This window comes from Brevundimonas sp. (assembly GCF_036400995.1).
Classification (GTDB): Bacteria; Pseudomonadota; Alphaproteobacteria; order Caulobacterales; family Caulobacteraceae; genus Brevundimonas.
Genome location: NZ_DASWWG010000055.1, coordinates 37,535 through 54,146, shown reverse-complemented (window position 1 = coordinate 54,146; position 16,612 = coordinate 37,535). Strand labels below are relative to the sequence as shown.

Annotated in this window: 15 protein-coding genes; 11 read left to right on the top strand and 4 right to left on the bottom strand. The window is 70.7% G+C overall.

The window, feature by feature from the left end:
* Positions 1-4: 4 nt before the first annotated feature.
* Positions 5-1,333: an MFS transporter gene (locus VGE03_RS07690; RefSeq protein WP_331045893.1), complete on the top strand. Its 1,329-nt coding sequence runs from the start codon at positions 5-7 to the stop codon at positions 1,331-1,333.
* Positions 1,333-2,961 (top strand): carboxylesterase/lipase family protein, encoded by a 1,629-nt coding sequence (locus VGE03_RS07685; RefSeq protein WP_331045892.1) that lies wholly within the window; start codon positions 1,333-1,335, stop codon positions 2,959-2,961. The genes VGE03_RS07690 and VGE03_RS07685 overlap by 1 nt, the downstream gene beginning before the upstream one ends.
* Here VGE03_RS07685 and VGE03_RS07680 read toward each other — a convergent pair.
* Positions 2,958-4,274 (bottom strand): DUF6880 family protein, encoded by a 1,317-nt coding sequence (locus tag VGE03_RS07680; protein WP_331045891.1) that lies wholly within the window; start codon positions 4,272-4,274, stop codon positions 2,958-2,960. The genes VGE03_RS07685 and VGE03_RS07680 overlap by 4 nt on opposite strands.
* A 76-nt stretch (positions 4,275-4,350) precedes the next feature.
* Positions 4,351-6,846, bottom strand: a complete 2,496-nt coding sequence (locus VGE03_RS07675) for an exo 1,3/1,4-beta-D-glucan glucohydrolase (RefSeq protein ID WP_331045890.1) — start codon at positions 6,844-6,846, stop codon at positions 4,351-4,353.
* 185 nt (positions 6,847-7,031) lie between these two features.
* On the opposite strand from VGE03_RS07675, the gene VGE03_RS07670 reads away from it, so the two are divergent.
* Genes VGE03_RS07670 through VGE03_RS07630 form a run of 9 tightly spaced genes read left to right on the top strand, consistent with a single transcriptional unit; the run spans position 7,032 to position 14,629 of the window.
* The gene (locus VGE03_RS07670; protein WP_331045889.1) at positions 7,032-7,316 is read left to right on the top strand and encodes a YerC/YecD family TrpR-related protein; all 285 of its coding nucleotides are present in this window, start codon (positions 7,032-7,034) and stop codon (positions 7,314-7,316) included.
* Positions 7,317-7,325: 9 nt separating this feature from the next.
* Complete coding sequence (hisG, locus tag VGE03_RS07665; RefSeq protein ID WP_331045888.1) at positions 7,326-8,207, top strand: ATP phosphoribosyltransferase; 882 nt, start codon at positions 7,326-7,328, stop codon at positions 8,205-8,207.
* Positions 8,207-9,514, top strand: a complete 1,308-nt coding sequence (gene hisD, locus VGE03_RS07660) for a histidinol dehydrogenase (protein ID WP_331045887.1) — start codon at positions 8,207-8,209, stop codon at positions 9,512-9,514. The genes hisG and hisD overlap by 1 nt, the downstream gene beginning before the upstream one ends.
* A complete protein-coding gene (gene hisB / locus VGE03_RS07655) occupies positions 9,511-10,941 on the top strand; it encodes an imidazoleglycerol-phosphate dehydratase HisB (RefSeq protein ID WP_331045886.1) in 1,431 nt (476 codons plus the stop codon). The genes hisD and hisB overlap by 4 nt, the downstream gene beginning before the upstream one ends.
* Positions 10,938-11,540 carry an imidazole glycerol phosphate synthase subunit HisH gene (hisH, locus tag VGE03_RS07650; RefSeq protein ID WP_331045885.1) on the top strand — a complete coding sequence of 201 codons (603 nt, stop codon included), beginning with the start codon at positions 10,938-10,940 and terminating at the stop codon, positions 11,538-11,540. Before hisB ends, hisH begins: the two co-directional genes overlap by 4 nt.
* Positions 11,537-12,271 (top strand): 1-(5-phosphoribosyl)-5-[(5-phosphoribosylamino)methylideneamino]imidazole-4-carboxamide isomerase, encoded by a 735-nt coding sequence (hisA, locus tag VGE03_RS07645; RefSeq protein ID WP_331045884.1) that lies wholly within the window; start codon positions 11,537-11,539, stop codon positions 12,269-12,271. Before hisH ends, hisA begins: the two co-directional genes overlap by 4 nt.
* Positions 12,268-13,035 (top strand): imidazole glycerol phosphate synthase subunit HisF, encoded by a 768-nt coding sequence (hisF, locus tag VGE03_RS07640; protein ID WP_331045883.1) that lies wholly within the window; start codon positions 12,268-12,270, stop codon positions 13,033-13,035. The genes hisA and hisF overlap by 4 nt, the downstream gene beginning before the upstream one ends.
* Positions 13,032-13,643, top strand: coding sequence for a bifunctional phosphoribosyl-AMP cyclohydrolase/phosphoribosyl-ATP diphosphatase HisIE (hisIE, locus tag VGE03_RS07635; RefSeq protein WP_331045882.1), 612 nt, complete (start codon positions 13,032-13,034; stop codon positions 13,641-13,643). The genes hisF and hisIE overlap by 4 nt, the downstream gene beginning before the upstream one ends.
* Complete coding sequence (locus tag VGE03_RS07630; RefSeq protein WP_331045881.1) at positions 13,640-14,629, top strand: NAD-dependent epimerase/dehydratase family protein; 990 nt, start codon at positions 13,640-13,642, stop codon at positions 14,627-14,629. The genes hisIE and VGE03_RS07630 overlap by 4 nt, the downstream gene beginning before the upstream one ends.
* Here VGE03_RS07630 and VGE03_RS07625 read toward each other — a convergent pair.
* Together VGE03_RS07625 and VGE03_RS07620 are read right to left on the bottom strand one after the other, a co-directional pair.
* On the bottom strand, positions 14,626-15,246 hold the full coding sequence (locus tag VGE03_RS07625) for a glutathione S-transferase (protein ID WP_331045880.1): 621 nt from the start codon (positions 15,244-15,246) through the stop codon (positions 14,626-14,628). The genes VGE03_RS07630 and VGE03_RS07625 overlap by 4 nt on opposite strands.
* A 17-nt stretch (positions 15,247-15,263) precedes the next feature.
* On the bottom strand, positions 15,264-16,529 hold the full coding sequence (locus tag VGE03_RS07620; RefSeq protein ID WP_331045879.1) for a NupC/NupG family nucleoside CNT transporter: 1,266 nt from the start codon (positions 16,527-16,529) through the stop codon (positions 15,264-15,266).
* Between the last annotated feature and the right edge of the window lie 83 nt (positions 16,530-16,612).

Genomic DNA, 16,612 nt, shown 5'->3' with positions numbered 1-16,612 from the left:
ACCCATGAGCGCCACACCGATTGAATCCGGAGGTCCGCCCGACGTCCGTCCCGGCGTGGGGCGCAACGCCTGGGTCGCGCTGGGCGTGCTGTGGTTCATCTATGTGCTGAACTTCCTAGACCGCCAGTTGCTGTCGATCCTCGCCAAGCCGATCCAGGACGCCCTGCACGTCACGGACGGTCAGCTGGGCCTGCTGGGCGGGCTGTATTTCGCATTCTTCTACTGCTTCATCGCCATCCCTGTGGGCTGGCTGGCGGACCGGACGAACCGGGTGTGGGTCGTCTCCATCGCCTGCGGCATCTGGAGCGCCGCCACCATCGCCTTCGGCCTGTCGAAGAACTTCGGCCAGCTGGCGGCGTCGCGGATGACCGTGGCCTTCGGCGAGGCCGGGGGCGTGCCGCCGTCCTATGCGATCATCACCGACTACTTCCCGCCGGGCCGTCGCGGCATGGCGCTGGGCATCTACAACCTCGGCCCGCCCGTCGGCGCGGCGCTGGGCATCGCCTTCGGCGCCTCGATCGCCGCGGCGTTCAGCTGGCGCGACGCCTTCATCGCCATCGGCGCGGTGGGGGTGCTGGTCGCCCTGATCACCCCGGTCCTGCTGAAGGAACCGAAACGCGGCGGTCTGGACGCTTCGGCGGCGGCGGTCGCCGGCGAAGCCGCTCCCATCCCCGCCAAGGCCGGGTTCTGGGCCACCTGCCGGATGTTCTTCTCCAACCCGGTGCTGGTGCTGGCTTCGCTGGGCAGCGGCGTGACCCAGATCGTCACCTACGGCCTGGGCAATTTCGCCGTCCTGTTCCTGATGCGCGAGAAGGGCATGCAGTTGGGCGACGTGGCCGTCTGGTACGCCCTCGTCGTCGCCGTCGGCATGGGGGGCGGCATCTTCGCCTCGGGCTGGCTGCTCGACAAATATACGAAGCGGTCGAAGACGGCCTACGCCCTGCTGCCCGCCCTCTCGCTGAGCCTCGCCCTGCCGCTGTACATCGCCTTCGTCTGGGCGCCGTCGTGGCCGCTGGCGCTGGTTCTCATGCTCGGGCCGAACTTCCTGAACTACTTCTACCTGTCGTCCTCGGTGGCGCTGGTGCAGGAAGAGGTGAAGCCGAACCAGCGGGTGATGTCGGGCGCCCTGCTGCTGCTGGTGATGAACTTCATCGGCATGGGCTTCGGGCCCACCTATGTCGGCGCGGCCAGTGACTTCTTCCGCGCGACCCACCCGGAGAACTCGCTGCAGATCGCCCTGTACACCCTGATCCCCGTCTATCTGGCGGCCATCGGCCTGTTCCTGTGGCTGTCGCGGGTGATCCGTCGCGAGCTGAAGAAGGACGCCGCCTGATGAGACGCCTCCTCTCCATCGCGGTGAGCGCCCTCGCCCTGGGCGCGTGCGCGGCGACCGCTGACGCCCAGACCGTCACCGCCCCCGCAGGTGCGCTCCGGGGGACGACCGAAAACGGGATCGCCGGCTTCAGGGGCATCCCCTACGCCGCTCCGCCGGTGGGAGAGATGCGTTGGCGGCCGCCCGCGCCGCCCGCGCGCTGGGACGGCGTGCGCGACGCCACCCGCTACGGCGCGGCCTGCATCCAGCCGACGCCGGTCTTCCAGACCATCTACTCATCCGACATCGGCGCCACGAGCGAGGACTGCCTGACGCTGAACGTCTGGACGCCCGCGACCGAAGGCCGGGCGCCGGTTCTGGTCTGGATCCACGGCGGGGCCCTGGTGTCGGGCTCCAGCAAGGAGACCCTTTATGACGGCGCCCGGCTGGCCCGCGAGGGGGTGGTGGTGGTGTCGATCAACTACCGCCTCGGCGTGCTGGGCTGGCTGGCGCATCCGGACCTGAGCGCCGAAAGCCCTCTGGGCATCTCCGGCAACTACGGCCTGATGGACCAGGTCGCCGCGCTGGAATGGGTGAAGCGGAACATCGCGGCCTTCGGCGGCGATCCGGAGAACGTCACCATCGCGGGCGAGTCCGCCGGCGGGCTGAGCGTGCTCTACCTGATGAGCAGCCCGCTGGCGCACGGCCTGTTTGACCGGGCCATCGCCCAGAGCGCCTACATGATCTCGACGCCCGCACTGACTGAGGCCCGGTTCGGCGCGCCGTCAGCGCAGGATGCGGGCGCGGCCCTGTCCCGGACCCTGCAGGCGCCCGGCCTGCGCGCCCTGCGGGGCATGGACGCCCAGACCCTGACCGACCGGGCGGCGCTCAGCGGCTTCGCCACCTTCGGCGCCGTGGACGGCAAGGTCCTGCCCCGCCAGATCGTCGACGTCTTCGACCAGGGCGAGCAGGCCCAGGTCCCGGTGCTGACGGGCTTCAACAGCGGCGAAATCCGCTCTCTGCGCATGCTGGCCCCGGCCGCGCCCGGCAGCGCCGCCGACTATGAGCGGATGATCCGCGACCGCTACGGCGACATGGCCGACGCCTTCCTGACGCTCTATCCCTCCGCCGATGTCGGCGAAAGCGTCCTCGCGGCCAGCCGCGACGCCCTGTACGGCTGGACCTCCGAGCGGCTGGCGCGATCCCAGACGGCCGCGGGCCATCCGTCGTTCCTGTATCTGTTCGACCACGGCTATCCGGCGACGGAGGCGGCGAACCTGCACGGCTTCCACGCCAGCGAGCTGCCCTACATGTTCGGCACGCTGGAGCGGACGCCGCCGCGCTGGCCCGCGATCCCCGATACGCCCGATGAGCGCCGCCTGTCGGACGCCATGGTCGGCTACTGGACCAGCTTCGCCCGCACGGGTCAGCCGGTCGCCGCCGGGGCCCCGGACTGGACGCCCTACGGCGAGGCGCGCAACTGGATGATCTTCCGCGACCAGCCCGCGCTCGAGCGGGCCGTCTTCCCCGGCATGTTCGAACTGCACGAACAGACCATGTGCCGCCGCCGGGCGACCGGAAGTCTCGGCTGGAACTGGAACACGGGGCTGGCGTCCCCGCCCATGCCCGCCGCCGCGCCGGGCTGCTAGCGGCGCAGGAGCCGGCCTGTCCCGACATCGGTGCGCAGGCCGGCGACGAAGGCGGCATGTCCGTCGTCCCCCGCCAGCGGGGCGAGGCTTTCCGCCTCGTGGACCAGCGCCTCGACTTCCTCGCTCATGCCGCTGCCCAGACGCACGAGGGTCCGCGCCCGCGCGCGCAGCAGGATCAGGGCCGCCTTCGGATAGCGGGCCGACAGGCGCGACGCCCACAGGGCCGTGTCCTCATGCCCGCCGCGCAGCTCCCCGCCCCGGGTCTCGATCATCTCCGCGGCCTCGCGCAGGGCGGGCCAGGTCATCAGGAAGGCCAACCCCTTCACGGGGTCGAAATAGCCCGCGGCGTGGGCGAAGGCCCGGTCCAGCGCGACCACGTCCTCGAAGTCCGGGAGCCGGGCGATGATGGCGCGCAGGGCGTCGGGCGACAGGCTGCGCTCGAACAGGGCCCAACGGGCGTCGTCGGCCTCGACCGTTCGCCCTTCGGCGTCCAGCACCGTGATCTCGGCCTCGAACCAGCGCTCCTCCGGCGTAGCGGGCCGCGACGCGTCCAGCGCCGTCCGCGCTTCCGAAACCCGCCCCGCCCCGGCCAGCCGGGCGGCCATGACCGCGCCGACCTCGGGCCGTTTGCGGTCATCGTCGGGAATGGCGCTGATCCAGGCGTCCAGATCGCCGCTGCGTTCGGCCAGCTTGCGGACCACAAGAGCCAGCCTTCCGGTCGGGCGCGGTTTGCCCTGCGTCAGATCGGCCAGAACTGCGGAAGCGACCGCGGGGCTGAGACCGCCGACACCTCGCCCGATCCACGACGCCCATTCGGACAGCCGGGTCGCCAGCGCGTCCGACAGGATCGTCGCGGCGCCCTGCGGCCCCAGCGCCGAGGCCAGGGCGGCCAGCTCATCCGTCGCGCCGTCGAACAGCAGGCCCAGTTCGCCCTTCGGGTCCTTCACCCGCGCCGTCAGGCCGGGGTAGAGGTCGAACCACGCCACCATCCGGTCAAAGGCCAGCCGGGCGTCCAGCGGGGCCAGCCGGTCGACGATCATCCGCCGCAGGCTCTGCAGGTCACGGATGAGCTCGGGCCGCTTTCGCCAGGACACCCGCACCCGGCTGTCGCCCAGGGTGGTCAACCGCTTGTCCAGCTCCAGCGCCAGATCCGGCGCACCGACCTCGCCGGCCAGCTCCATGCGCAGGCGCCGCTTCCACAGGGCGTCGCCGCCCGCGACCTCCATCAACAGCCCCGCCAGCCGGTCCGCGCCGAGGGCGGACAGGTTGGGCGCGGTCAGGGATTTCTTCGGAGCAGCGGGCTTCTTCGCCATGCCCGCTATCTAGTGACCAATCACCAGAGCAGCAAAGGGCGGCGGTTTGAACCGCCCCCTGCAACGCGCTCAAACGTCATCGGGCCGGACAGACCGTGTCGCCCTCGTTCGAGGCCAGACGGATCTCCGACACCGAGACGGTGAAGGTCCCCGAGGTGCCCAACTGGAACGGGGTCTCGACGCCGCCCAGATTGGCGCCGGCCTCGCCGAAGCAGGACAGGCGGATCTTCACCGACTGCCATTCCCCGACCGGCGCGCCGTTGAAGATCGAAGTCATGTCGACCGAACCGCCCTGCAGGTTCAGCGACACCGCCGAGGACGGACGCGCATCGACGCGGTAGCGGAAGCTCAGCGCCATTTCGCCGTTGGACTGGCGGGTCAGATCGACGGCGCTGCCCCAGACCTGGGCGTCGCCGTGGCCCGAGCCGTTCCAGCGGAACTGGCGGGCGCTTTCCTGGGCGCGGTCATCGACCACGAAGGCTTCGATGGCGCCGCGCGGGCTGACGCCGCCCATACCCAGGGTCGGCTTCGCCTGACCACCGGCGTCGTTCAGCAGCAGGGCCCAGGGCGAGACGAACTGACCGCCGACGAAGTAGCGATCGACCACCGAGGTTTCGCCGGTCACGCCGGAGTTCTCCGACAGGGTCGGGACGGCGCCGCCGCGCGCGTAGGTCAGGCCGTAGCCGTAGGCGAACTGCGGATCATAGCCGGGCTGGCCGCGGTTCAGGGTCGCGCCGGTAGCGTCCTTCGGCCAGGAGAACGACAGGGTCCCGCGGAAGTCGTGGCGCGGCTTGCCGTCCCGGTCGCCGACCAGAACATCGGCGACGCCCGCGCCCTCGGTGCCCGGCAGCCAGGCGGCGACGAAGGCGTCCGACTGGTTCAGCTCCGGGTTCACCCACATCGGACGGCCCGACAGGAAGACCGCCACGGTCGGAATGCCCGCGGCCTTCAGGCGGCGCAGGGTCTCGAGCGGTTCGGTCGGGACGAAGTCCAGCGTGTCCACGTCGCCCTGGAACTCGGCATAGGGCGTCTCGCCGAAGACCACGATGGCCACGTCCGGCTTGTCGGTGAAGGCGCCGTCGGCGCTCAGCACCGCCGTGCCGCCTCCCTCGGTGACGGCCTCGTTGATGCCGCTCCAGATCGACTGGCCGTTGGGGAAGTCGCTGTTGGCGTTGCCCGTGCCCTGCCAGGTCAGGGTCCAGCCGCCCGAGGCCTGACCGATGTCATCGGCGGCCGTCCCGGCGACCAGCACGCGCGCGCCCGAGCGGATCGGCAGGACCGAGCCCTCGTTCTTCAGCAGCACCAGCGACTCGCGCACGGCCTGACGGGCCAGGGCGCGGTGGGCCGGCGAGCCGAGGTGCTCGAAATGACCTTCCACCTCGTAGGTCGACCCGAACAGGCCCGCCTTGACCTTGGCGCGCAGGATGCGGGTCACGGCCTCGTCCAGACGGGCCATGCTGATCTCGCCCGAGCGGACCTGGGCCAGGGTGTTCTCGTACAGCGGCTTCCAGCTGTCCGGCGCCATGAACATGTCGATGCCGGCGTTGAAGGCGGCGGCGCAGCTCTCGTTCGAGCAGCCCGGCAGCTGGCCGTGGGCGTTCCAGTCCGAGACCACGAAGCCGTCGAAGCCCAGCGGGCCGTGCAGAACGTCCTGCAGGATGGTCGGATTGCCCGAGTGCTTGAAGCCGTTCCAGCTCGAGAAGCTGGCCATGACCGACAGCACGCCCGCGTCGATCGCCTGGACGTAGCCGCCCAGATGGATGTCGACCAGTTCCTGCTCGGAGCCGATGAAGTCGCCCTGGTCCTTGCCGTTATGGGTGCCGCCGTCGGCGAGGAAGTGCTTGGCCGAACCGGCGATGCGGCCCGGGGCCAGCGGATGATCCGGCGACAGTTCGCCCTGCAGGCCCAGGGTCATCGGGCCGGCGTAGCTGCGCTGGACTTCCGGGTCCTCGGCATAGCCTTCATAGGCGCGGCCCCAACGGTCATCGCGCGGCACCGCCAGCGTCGGGCCGAAGGTCCAGTCAGCGCCGGTGACGGCGACTTCCAGCGCGGTCGCCTCGCCGATCTGGCGGATCAGCTCCGGATTCCGCGCGGCGCCGAGGCCGATGTTGTGCGGGAAGATGGTGGCGCCGACGACGTTGTTGTGCCCGTGCACGGCGTCGATGCCGTAGATCAGAGGCACGCGCGCGCCCGGACGGGCGGCGGCGGCGGCGCGGAACGAGCGGGCCAGATCGACCCAGGCCTGCGGCGAGGCGCGCTCATCTCCGCCCGGCGACGAGTTGCCGCCCGCCAGGATCGAGCCCAGCGGATAGGTCAGCAGGTCCTCGGGCCTGATCGAGGCGATGTCGGCCTGGATCGTCTGCCCCACCTTTTCCTCAACCGTCATCCGGGCCAGCAGCTCGGCGACGAAGGCCTCGGTCCGGGCGTCGCTCATCGCGTCGGGCGACGAGGCGTGCGGCCAGTTCGCCGGATTGGCGCGGGCGGCCGCGGGAACGTCCGGACGATGGTCCTGGGCGTAGGCCGGCTGAGCGATGGCGAGCGTCAGCGCGAGAACGGAAACGGTGCGCAGCATTGGGTTCCTCCCCGGAACTTTCTTGTTTGTCGCGACCATAGCGGCCGCGTTATCCGTCCCGAAGCCGGGCGAATGTTAGCGCTAACTATCGGCGACGAAAGGCTGTGTTGGCAAGTCACAGCATCGATCCCGTCCGTGACAAAATGGCCTTGCCTGTTTCACTGTTACATCATATTGGAACGCGGATGACCGCTCCCGCGAACCGTGACGCCCTCCATGACGCCCTCCTGACGCTGGAAACGCGTGAGGAAGTGGCGGCTTTCCTGGCGGACCTCTGCACCCCTGCCGAACTGCGGGCCTTCACGGAGCGTTGGGCCGTGGCCCGCCTGCTGGACGCCGGGGGCAAGTCGTACCGCGAGATCGCCGCCGAAGCCCAGGCCAGCCCGACCACCGTCGTGCGGGTCGCCCGTTTCCTCAAAGAGATGCCGCATCAGGGCTACCGCCTGGTGTTGGACAGACTGAAAGCCTGAGTTGAGATCATGAGTACTGTCGAGGGACGGCTTCGCATCGCCGTCCAGAAATCCGGCCGCCTGTCCGAACGCAGCCTCGATCTGGTGCGTGACGCCGGCCTGCGCGTCGTGAAGGGCAACAACGACCTGCTCTACCGGGTCGAGAACTATCCCATCGACCTTCTGCGGGTGCGTGACGATGACATCCCCACCTTCGTCGCCGACGGCGTCTGCGATCTGGGCATCGTCGGCGAGAACGTGCTGGAGGAAGGCCGCAACGGCGGCCCGACGGCCGAAGTGGTCATGCCGCTGGGCTTCGGCCGCTGCACGCTGAAGATCGCCGTGCCGCCGACGCTGGACTACGCCGGACCGGCCTCGCTGGACGGCAAGCGGATCGCAACCTCCTATCCGCGCGTGCTGCGCCGCTATCTGGAGGCGCAGGGCGTCAGCGCGGACATCGTCACCATGCGCGGCGCGGTCGAGGTGGCCCCCCGCCTGAAGCTGGCGCACGCCATCTGCGATCTGGTGTCCACCGGAGCGACCATCGAGGCCAACGGACTGGCCGCCCGCGACACGGTGCTGGAATCGCAGGCGGTGCTGATCCGCTCGCCCGTCGCGCCCGAGCCGCAACTGGCCGAACTGCTGGACAGCATCATCGAGCGGATGAGCGGCGTCGTCGCCTCGCAGGGCGCCAAATACGTGATGCTGAACGCCCCGCGCGCCGCGCTGGATGAGATCACCGCCATCCTGCCGGGCGCGGGCGCGCCGACGGTCATGCCGCTGTCCGGCCGCGACGACGCCGTCGCCGTGCACGCTGTCTGTCAGGAAGCCGTGTTCTGGGAAACGCTGGAGAGGCTGAAGGGCGCCGGCGCCTCGGCCATTCTGGTCCTCCCCATCGAGAAGATGATGTGATGCGCCTCATCGACTGGTCTTCCCTCGACGCCGCCGGACGCCGCGAGGCCCTGGCTCGCCCGGCCCGGCGCAACGACGCGCAGGTCACCAACGGCGTGCGCGCCATCTTCGAGGACGTGCAGGCGCGCGGCGGCGCCGCCGTCACGGAGTGGAGCCTTAAGCTGGACGGCGCCGCGCCCCGCCGGATCGCCATCACCGATCAGGGGGTGGCCGACGCCCGCGCCGCCCTGCCTCCCGCCGCCACCCGCGCGCTGAAGATCGCGGCGGAGAATGTGCGCATCTTCCATCAGGCCACCCGCCCCGAGGACAGCGACTGGGTCGAGACCCGGCCCGGCGTCCGCTCGCGCATCGCCTGGCGGCCGCTGGGCTCGGCGGGCCTCTATGTGCCGGGCGGGACCGCGCCCCTGTTCTCGTCCCTGCTGATGCTGGCCATTCCGGCGGAGGTGGCGGGGGTCGGACGGCGCGTGGCCGTCACCCCGCCGTCGAAGGACGGCCGGCCGCACCCCGCCATGATCGTCGCCGCCGCCGAGGCGGGCCTCGAAGACCTGTGGCTGATCGGCGGGGCCCAGGCCATCGCGGCCCTGACCTTCGGCGCGACCTTCGACGACGGCGAGATCGAGCCTGTCGCCAAGCTGTTCGGTCCCGGCAACGCCTGGGTGGCCGAGGCCAAGAAGCAGGCGGCCGCCCTGCCCGGCGGCCCGGCCGTCGACATGCCCGCGGGTCCGTCGGAGCTGCTGGTCATCGCCGACCGCGACGCCGACGTGGTGGCCGCGGCCGCCGACCTGCTGAGCCAGGCCGAGCACGACGCCGACGCCCAGGTGGTTCTCGTCTCGGAGAGCCGGGGCCTGATCGACGGCGTGCTGGAGGAGATCGAGCTTCAGCTGGAGACCCTCCCGCGCGCCGACATCGCCCGCGCCGCCCTGGCCGAGGGCCGCGTCATCCGCGTGAAGACCATCGCCGAGGCCTGCGAGGTGTCGAACCTCTACGGCCCCGAACACCTGGCCATCCAGACTCTGGACGCCGACCAGTGGGTTCCCCGGATCAACGCCGCCGGCGCCGTCTTCGTCGGCCCCTTCGCCGCCGAGACCCTGGGCGACTACGCCGCCGGACCCAGCCACGTCCTGCCGACCGACGGCGCGGCCCGGACCGTGGGCGGGATCACCACCGCCAGCTTCATGACCTCGATGTCGGTGCAGTGCGTCACCGCCGCGGGCGCCGCCGCCCTGGCCCCGGTGGCCGCCCAACTGGCGCGGATGGAGGGGCTTGAGGCCCACGCCCGCGCGGCGGACCTGAGGTCGGGCCAATGAAGAACCTTCCCGCGCCTTTCCCTCCGCTGGTCGCGGGCGGTGAGGGTCTGGACCGCTATCCCGCCGCGCCCGCCGTCCTCGCGGCCCGCATGGGCGAGGTCTATGGCCTGCCCACCGATCAGGTGCTGCCGGTGCGCGGCCTGACCCACGGGCTGGAGCTGGTCTTCCGGCTGGCCGCCCGTGACGGCCTGACCGTCGAGGCGCCGGACGCCGAGCCATACCGCGCCCTGGCCGCCCTCTATCGTTCGGGAGACGGTGAGACCGGCGCGGTCATCCTGCGCGCGCTCGGGTCGCCGGAAGCGGTGGCCGAGATGGCCGCGCGGGTCGCTCCGGCCCTGCTGGTCGTGGACGAGGGCATGGCCGAGTACGCCGACGCCGCCTCGGCCGTCGAAGCCATTGCCGGCCAGCCGAACCTGATCGTCCTGCGCAGCCTGTCCATGGCCTATGGTCTGGCCGGCGCCCGCGTCGGCGCGGCGCTGGGACAGCCGGAGGCGCTGGCACGGCTGGCCTCCGTGCTGGAGCCCTACGCCCTGCCGGAAGTGTCGGTGCGGCTGGCCCTGCAGGCGCTCGATCCGTCGCGCCTGATCGAGACGAGGGAACGGCTGGCCGCCGTGCGTCGTGAACGCGAGCGGCTGGCCAAGGCCCTGTCGCGTGAGATGACCATCGAGCCCGGCTTCGGCCCGGTGCTGATGGCCCGCCCCTCAGACCCCGAGGCCGTCCTGACCGCCCTGACCCGCTACGGCGTCGTCGCCGAGAAGGCGGGAGAGCGGCTGCGCCTGCCGGTCTCGGCCAAGGCGGAAATCAACGACCGGCTGCTGATCGCGCTGGACCTCGCCCCCGCCAAGGCGCGCGCCAACCGCACCGGTCAGGCCGTGCGCGACACCAAGGAGACCCGCATTGTCTGCGCGGTCGATCTAGATGCGACCGGCCCCGTGATCATCTCGACCGGCGTCGGCTTCTTCGATCACATGCTGGAGCAGATCGCGGCCCACGGCGGCTTCTCGCTGACCCTGTCGTGCGAGGGCGACCTGCACACCGACCCGCACCACACGATTGAGGACAGCGCCATCGCGCTCGGTCAGGCGCTGAAGCAGGCGCTGGGTGAACGGCGCGGCATCGCCCGCTACGGCTTCGTCCTGGCGATGGACGAGGCCGAGGCCCATGTCGCCATCGACCTGTCGGGGCGCCCCTATCCCCTGTTCGAGGGAACCTTCGCCACCCCCTTCATCGGCGAGTACCGCACCGATCTGACCGCCCACGTCTTCCGCTCGCTGGCCGAGGCCATGGGCGCGGCGGTCCACATCAAGGTCACGGGCGACGACGACCACCACAAGACCGAGGCCGCCTACAAGGGCTTCGGCCGGGCCCTGCGACAGGCCATCCGCGTCGAGGGCGAAGCCGTGCCGTCGACCAAGGGGGTGCTGTGAAGTCGGTCACCGTCCTCACCTACGGCGCGGGCAATGTCGCCTCGGTCCAGTTCGCGCTGGAGCGACTGGGCGCCGCCGTGCGCCTGACCAGCGATCCGGTCGATGTCGCCGAAGCCGAGCGGCTGATCCTGCCCGGCGTCGGTCAGGCGGGCTATGCGATGAGCCGTCTGGACACACTCGGCCTGACGGACGCGATCCGCGCCTTCCCTCGCCCCCTGCTGGGCGTCTGTCTGGGGCAGCAGTTACTGTTCGCAGACAGTGACGAGGGCGGGGGCACGCCCCTGCTCGACTTCATCCCCGGTCGCGTCCGCGCGCTTGAGCCCGGGCCGGCCCTGCCTGTCCCGCACATGGGCTGGTCGCGGCTCGACGTCGTTCAGCCCGATCCATTGCTGGAGGGGCTGGGCGAGGACGATTGGGCCTATTTCGTCCACGGCTTCGTCTGCCCCGACGGTCCGGCGACCCTTGCGCGGGCCGACTACGGCGGCGTGGTCCCGGCGGTCGTGCGACAGGCCAACCGCTGGGGCTGCCAGTTCCACCCCGAGCGATCGGCCAAGGCCGGCGCCCGTATTCTCAAGAACTTCCTGGAGCTGGACGCATGATCGTCTATCCGGCCATCGACCTGCGGGACGGCGTCTGCGTCCGACTGATGCACGGCAAGTTCGATCAGGTGACCCACTACGATGACGCCCCGGCCAAGCGGCTGGCCGCCTTCCGCGCGGCGGGCGCGACCTGGGCGCACATCGTCGATCTGGACGGCGCCGAGGCGGGTCGGGCCATGCAGCATGAGCTGATCGGCGAACTGGCCTCCGCCATCGACATCCGCATCCAGTCCGGCGGCGGGGTGCGCAGCGCAGACGACGTCGCCCGCCTGCTGGACGCCGGGGTCAGCCGGGTGGTGGTGGGATCGCTCGCGGTGACGAAGCCGGACGAGGTGCTGGGCTGGCTGGAGCGGTTCGGCGCCGACCGCATCACCCTGGCCATCGACGTGAAGGCGGACGGCGACCGTTACATCCCGGCCCTGAAGGGCTGGACCGAGGCGGCGGACGTGGACCTGTGGGCAGCGCTGGATCGCTATCCGGCCGGCAGCGCCAAACACCTGCTGGTCACAGACGTCGGCCGCGACGGCGCCCTGACCGGGCCGAACCTCGACCTGCTGGCCGAGATCCACCAGCGCCGGCCCGACCTGTGGCTGCAGGCCTCGGGCGGGGTCGCCGACCTGACCGACCTGACCGGCGCCCGCTCGGTCGGCTCGTCCGGCGCCATCATCGGCCGGGCGCTGTACGAGGGTCGCTTCACGCTGGAGCAGGCGCTGGAGACCGCCCGCGCATGACGGCCCGCCGTATTATCCCCTGCCTGGACGTGAAGGACGGCCGGGTTGTGAAGGGCGTGCGCTTCGAGGGGCACCGCGACATGGGCGACGCCGCCGAACTGGCCGCCCGCTATCGGGATCAGGGCGCCGACGAGCTGGTCTTCTACGACATCACCGCCAGCCCGCAGGGCCGGACGCTGGACTACGGCTGGGTGCGCGACATCGCCCGGCTGCTGGACATCCCCTTCTGCGTCGCGGGCGGCATTCGTTCGGTCGAACAGGCGGCGCTATGCCTCGATCACGGCGCGGACAAGGTGTCGATCAACTCCCCGGCGTTGGAGCGCCCCGAACTGATCGCCGAGATGGCCGACCGGCTGGGCTCGCAATGCGTGGTGGTCGGCGTGGATTCCAAGCGCTCGGGCGACGACTGGGTGGTGCACCAGTACACCGGCGACGCCGCCGCCAGCCGGGGCTCGGGCCGCCGGACCCTGGACTGGATCGTCGAGGCGCAAAGGCTCGGCGCCGGCGAGATCGTGCTGAACTGCATGGACGAGGACGGGGTCCGCAAGGGCTACGACGTGGCCCAGTTGGCCGAGGCCCGGTCTCGCCTGACCATCCCGCTGGTCGCCTCGGGCGGCGCGGGGGCCGCCGGGCATTTCCGCGACGTGTTCGAACAGGCCGACGTGTCCGGGGCGCTGGCCGCCAGCGTCTTCCACACCGGGACCCTGCCCATCCCCGAGCTCAAGAGTTTCCTGATCCGGTCAGGGATCGAGGTGAGACCATGATCGATCCGAACACCCTCGACTTCGCCAAGGGCGACGGCCTGATCCCGGTCGTGGTGCAGGACGCCGCGACCCTGCAGGTGCTGACCCTAGCCTATATGGACCGCGCCGCCTTCGACGAGACGGTGGACAGCGGCGAGGCGACCTTCTTCTCGCGCTCGCGGGGCGGGCGCTGGCGCAAGGGCGAGACCTCGGGTGACCGGCTGCACGTCGTCTCGATCACTCCCGACTGCGACAGCGACGCCCTGGTGCTGAAGGTCCGCCCCGTCGGCAACGCCTGCCACCTGAACCGCGTCAGCTGCTTCGGTGACGAGGATGCGCCCGGCTTGGGCCGTCTTGCGCGTCTGGAACAGACCATCGCCGTCCGCGCCGCCGCCGATCCGACCGAGAGCTGGACCGCCCGCCTTCTGGCCGAGGGGCCCAAGCGGGTGGCCCAGAAGGTGGGCGAGGAAGGGGTCGAGACCGCACTGGCGGGCGCCGCCGGTCCGGACGAGGAAGTCGCGTCCGAGGCCGCCGACCTGATCTACCACCTGCTGGTCCTGCTGCATGCGCGGGGGCTGAAACTGCAGGACGTGCTGGACGTGCTGACGGCGCGGGCGACGAAGCCGTGACCCGGCGGGCGCTGGTCACCGGAGCCACCGGAGGTCTCGGCCTGTCGCTGGTCCGCGCCCTGCTGGACGCCGGCTATGCGGTGCGCGGCTCGGGCCGCAAACCGGAGGCGCTGGAGCGGTTGCGGGCCATGGGCGCCGAGCCGTTCGGCGGCGATCTGCTGGAGCAGACGGACGCGGCCTGTCGCGACATCGACGTGGTCTTCCACGCCGCGGGCCTGTCCAGCCCCTGGGGCCCCGACGCCGACTTCGACCGCGCCAATGTCGAGCTGACCCGCCGCCTGCTGGGCGCCGCCCGGCGCGGCGGGGCCGACGGCTTCATCTTCGTCTCCTCGCCCTCGATCTTCGCCCGCTGGGGCGACCAGACCGACCTGACCGAGGCCAGCCTGCCCAATCCGCGCCCGCTGAACGCCTACGCCCGCACCAAGGGCGAGGCCGAGCGGCTGGTGCGCGCCGCCGACGCGCCGGGCTTCCGCACCGTGTCCCTGCGCCCCCGCGCCATCGTCGGGCCGGACGATGCGGTCCTGCTGCCGCGCCTGCTCAGGCTGGTGAAACAGGGGCGCTTCCCCCTGTTCCGCAAGGGCCGGGCGCTGGTGGAGATGACCGACCACCGCGACGCCGCCCGCGCCTTCCTGCTGGCCGACGCGCACCGCCAGACGGCCGGTGGACAGGTGGTCAACGTGACCTCCGGCCGGGCCATCCCGCTGAATGAACTGGTCCGCAAGCTGGCGGACACGCTGGGGACCCCGGTGAGGATCGTTCCCCTGCCCCTGATCCTCGGTCAGACCCTGTCCGTAGTGTCCGAGAACCTCAACCGCCTGCTGCCGGGGCAGCCCGAGCCGGTGCTGACGCCCTATACGCTGGCGACCCTGGCCTGGTCCCAGACCTTCGACCTCAGCGGCGCGAAGCGGCTGATCGGCTATGAGCCCGAGTACGACGCGGTCCAGACGGCGCTTGAGGTCGCGCCGTTGCTGGCGGCGCGGAACTAGACGCCCGCCTTTGCCGCCGGGCGGGCGCGACCGGCGTCCAGCCAGCGGGCCAGATGGGTGAACTCCTCGGGCGGCCGGTATTTGATCAGGCGCGCGAAATCGAGCCCGACCACCGCCACCACGTCGGCGATGGTGAAACGGTCGGCGGCGATGAACTCATGGTCGGCCAGACGGCGGTCCAAGGTCTTCATGAATTTCTCGGCCGAGAGCCGGTTGTACTCGGCCACCTGCGGCAGCTGGGTCGCCTCCAGCGCGGCGAGAGCCGGGTGGGAATGGCGCACGTTCAGCATGATCGGATTGGCCAGATAGAACTCGCAGCGGCGTGTCCACATCTCGATCACCGCCTGCTCCGCCGCGTCGCGACCGAACAGGTTGGGCTCCGGATAGACGGACTCCAGATAGCGACAGATGGCGACGGACTCCGAGATGGTCGTGCCGTCGGCCAGTTCGAGCGCCGGCACGTGCGGCACCCCGACCTTCGCCCGGTACTCCGCCGTCCGGTGCTCGCCGACCATGATGTCCAGCTCGACCAGTTCGACGTCCTCGACGCCCTTCTCGGCCAGGACCCAGCGGACCCGGCGGGGATTGGGCGCGCGGTGCGAGGTGTACAGCTTCATCAGGTCGGCCCTTCGGTTCAGCCGAATATGGAGCCCGGCATGGCTCCGACAATGGCCGCCGTCATCAGGGTCGACAGGAAGCCTGCGAACAGGGCCTTCCAGACCATGCCCAGCACCTCCTCGCGCCGTTCGGGGATCAGCACCGACAGGCCGGTGACGGTGATGCCCACCGAACCGATGTTGGCGAAGCCGCACAGGGCGTAGGTCATCAGCATCCGCGACCGCTGGCTCAGTTCGGCCGCGGGCACGGCGCCCAGATCCATGAAGGCCTTGAACTCGGTCTGGGTCAGCTTGGTGCCCAGCAGCAGGCCCGCCTCGCGCGCATCGGCCCACTCCACCCCCGTCAGCCAGGCGACCGGGGCGAAGGCCCAGCTCAACAGCCATTCCACGCTGATGCCGGGGAAGACCGCCCCGATCATGATGTTCACCAGCGCCACCAGCGCCACGAAGACGATCAGCACGGCCGAGATGTTCAGCACCACCATCAGGCCGTCCGACGTGCCCTTCACGATGGCGTCGATGGCGCTGTCGTATTTCAGGGCCGAGTCATACTCGGCGTAGGCGCCGCCCTCGCCCGGCTTCTCGGGGATCATCACCCGGGCCAGCAGGATGCCCGCCGGGGCCGAGATGATCGAAGCCACCAGCACGTGCCCGGCCGCGTTCGGCAGGGTCGCCTCCAGCATCAGGGCGTAGGCGACCATGGTGGAGCCCGCCACGGTGGCCAGACCGACCACCATCATCAGGAACAGCTCGGACCGGGTCAGCTTGTCCAGGTAGGCGCGGATCACGATCGGGCTTTCGATCATGCCCAGGAAGATGTTGGCCGCCACCGCCAGGGCCGAGGCGCCGCCCAGCCCCATCGTCTTCTGGAACAGGATGCCGAAGCCGTAGGTGATCCACTTCAGCACCTTCCAGTGCCACAGCAGGGCCGACAGGGCCGAGATCACCAGGATCAGCGGCAGGACGTTGAAGGCGAAGGTGAACAGCCCCTGTTCGTTCTGCACGGCGTACGGCTGGTCGAACTGCTTGCCCGCCAGATAGCCGAAGACGAAGTTGGTGCCCTTGGCCGTCGCCTCGGCCAGGCCGTCGACGGCGCCGTTGATCGCTTCCAGCACCCCGCGCGAGGCCGGGTTGAACAGCACCAGCACCAGAGCGGCCTGCACGACCACCGCGCCGATGGCCAGCTTCCACGGAAAGGCGCGACGGTTCTCCGACAGGCCCCAACAGGCGCCGAGGATGACAAGGAGCCCCAGCAGGCTCTGCAGATTCAACAGGCTGAACATCAACGCTTCCCCGACCGGCGCGTCGCCGGTCACCGCAGCCCTTGAACGACAGGTTGTCGCATCTGGCAAGCGGGGCGCACGCA

What these genes read in the sequence shown, in the direction of transcription:
- VGE03_RS07690 (WP_331045893.1), top strand. Translation starts at nt 5, where the DNA reads ATGAGCGCCACACCGATTGAATCCGGAGGTCCGCCCGACGTCCGTCCC.
- VGE03_RS07685 (WP_331045892.1), top strand. Translation starts at nt 1,333, where the DNA reads ATGAGACGCCTCCTCTCCATCGCGGTGAGCGCCCTCGCCCTGGGCGCG.
- VGE03_RS07680 (WP_331045891.1), bottom strand. Translation starts at nt 4,274, where the DNA reads ATGGCGAAGAAGCCCGCTGCTCCGAAGAAATCCCTGACCGCGCCCAAC.
- VGE03_RS07675 (WP_331045890.1), bottom strand. Translation starts at nt 6,846, where the DNA reads ATGCTGCGCACCGTTTCCGTTCTCGCGCTGACGCTCGCCATCGCTCAG.
- VGE03_RS07670 (WP_331045889.1), top strand. Translation starts at nt 7,032, where the DNA reads ATGACCGCTCCCGCGAACCGTGACGCCCTCCATGACGCCCTCCTGACG.
- hisG (WP_331045888.1), top strand. Translation starts at nt 7,326, where the DNA reads ATGAGTACTGTCGAGGGACGGCTTCGCATCGCCGTCCAGAAATCCGGC.
- hisD (WP_331045887.1), top strand. Translation starts at nt 8,207, where the DNA reads ATGCGCCTCATCGACTGGTCTTCCCTCGACGCCGCCGGACGCCGCGAG.
- hisB (WP_331045886.1), top strand. Translation starts at nt 9,511, where the DNA reads ATGAAGAACCTTCCCGCGCCTTTCCCTCCGCTGGTCGCGGGCGGTGAG.
- hisA (WP_331045884.1), top strand. Translation starts at nt 11,537, where the DNA reads ATGATCGTCTATCCGGCCATCGACCTGCGGGACGGCGTCTGCGTCCGA.
- hisF (WP_331045883.1), top strand. Translation starts at nt 12,268, where the DNA reads ATGACGGCCCGCCGTATTATCCCCTGCCTGGACGTGAAGGACGGCCGG.
- hisIE (WP_331045882.1), top strand. Translation starts at nt 13,032, where the DNA reads ATGATCGATCCGAACACCCTCGACTTCGCCAAGGGCGACGGCCTGATC.
- VGE03_RS07625 (WP_331045880.1), bottom strand. Translation starts at nt 15,246, where the DNA reads ATGAAGCTGTACACCTCGCACCGCGCGCCCAATCCCCGCCGGGTCCGC.
- VGE03_RS07620 (WP_331045879.1), bottom strand. Translation starts at nt 16,529, where the DNA reads ATGTTCAGCCTGTTGAATCTGCAGAGCCTGCTGGGGCTCCTTGTCATC.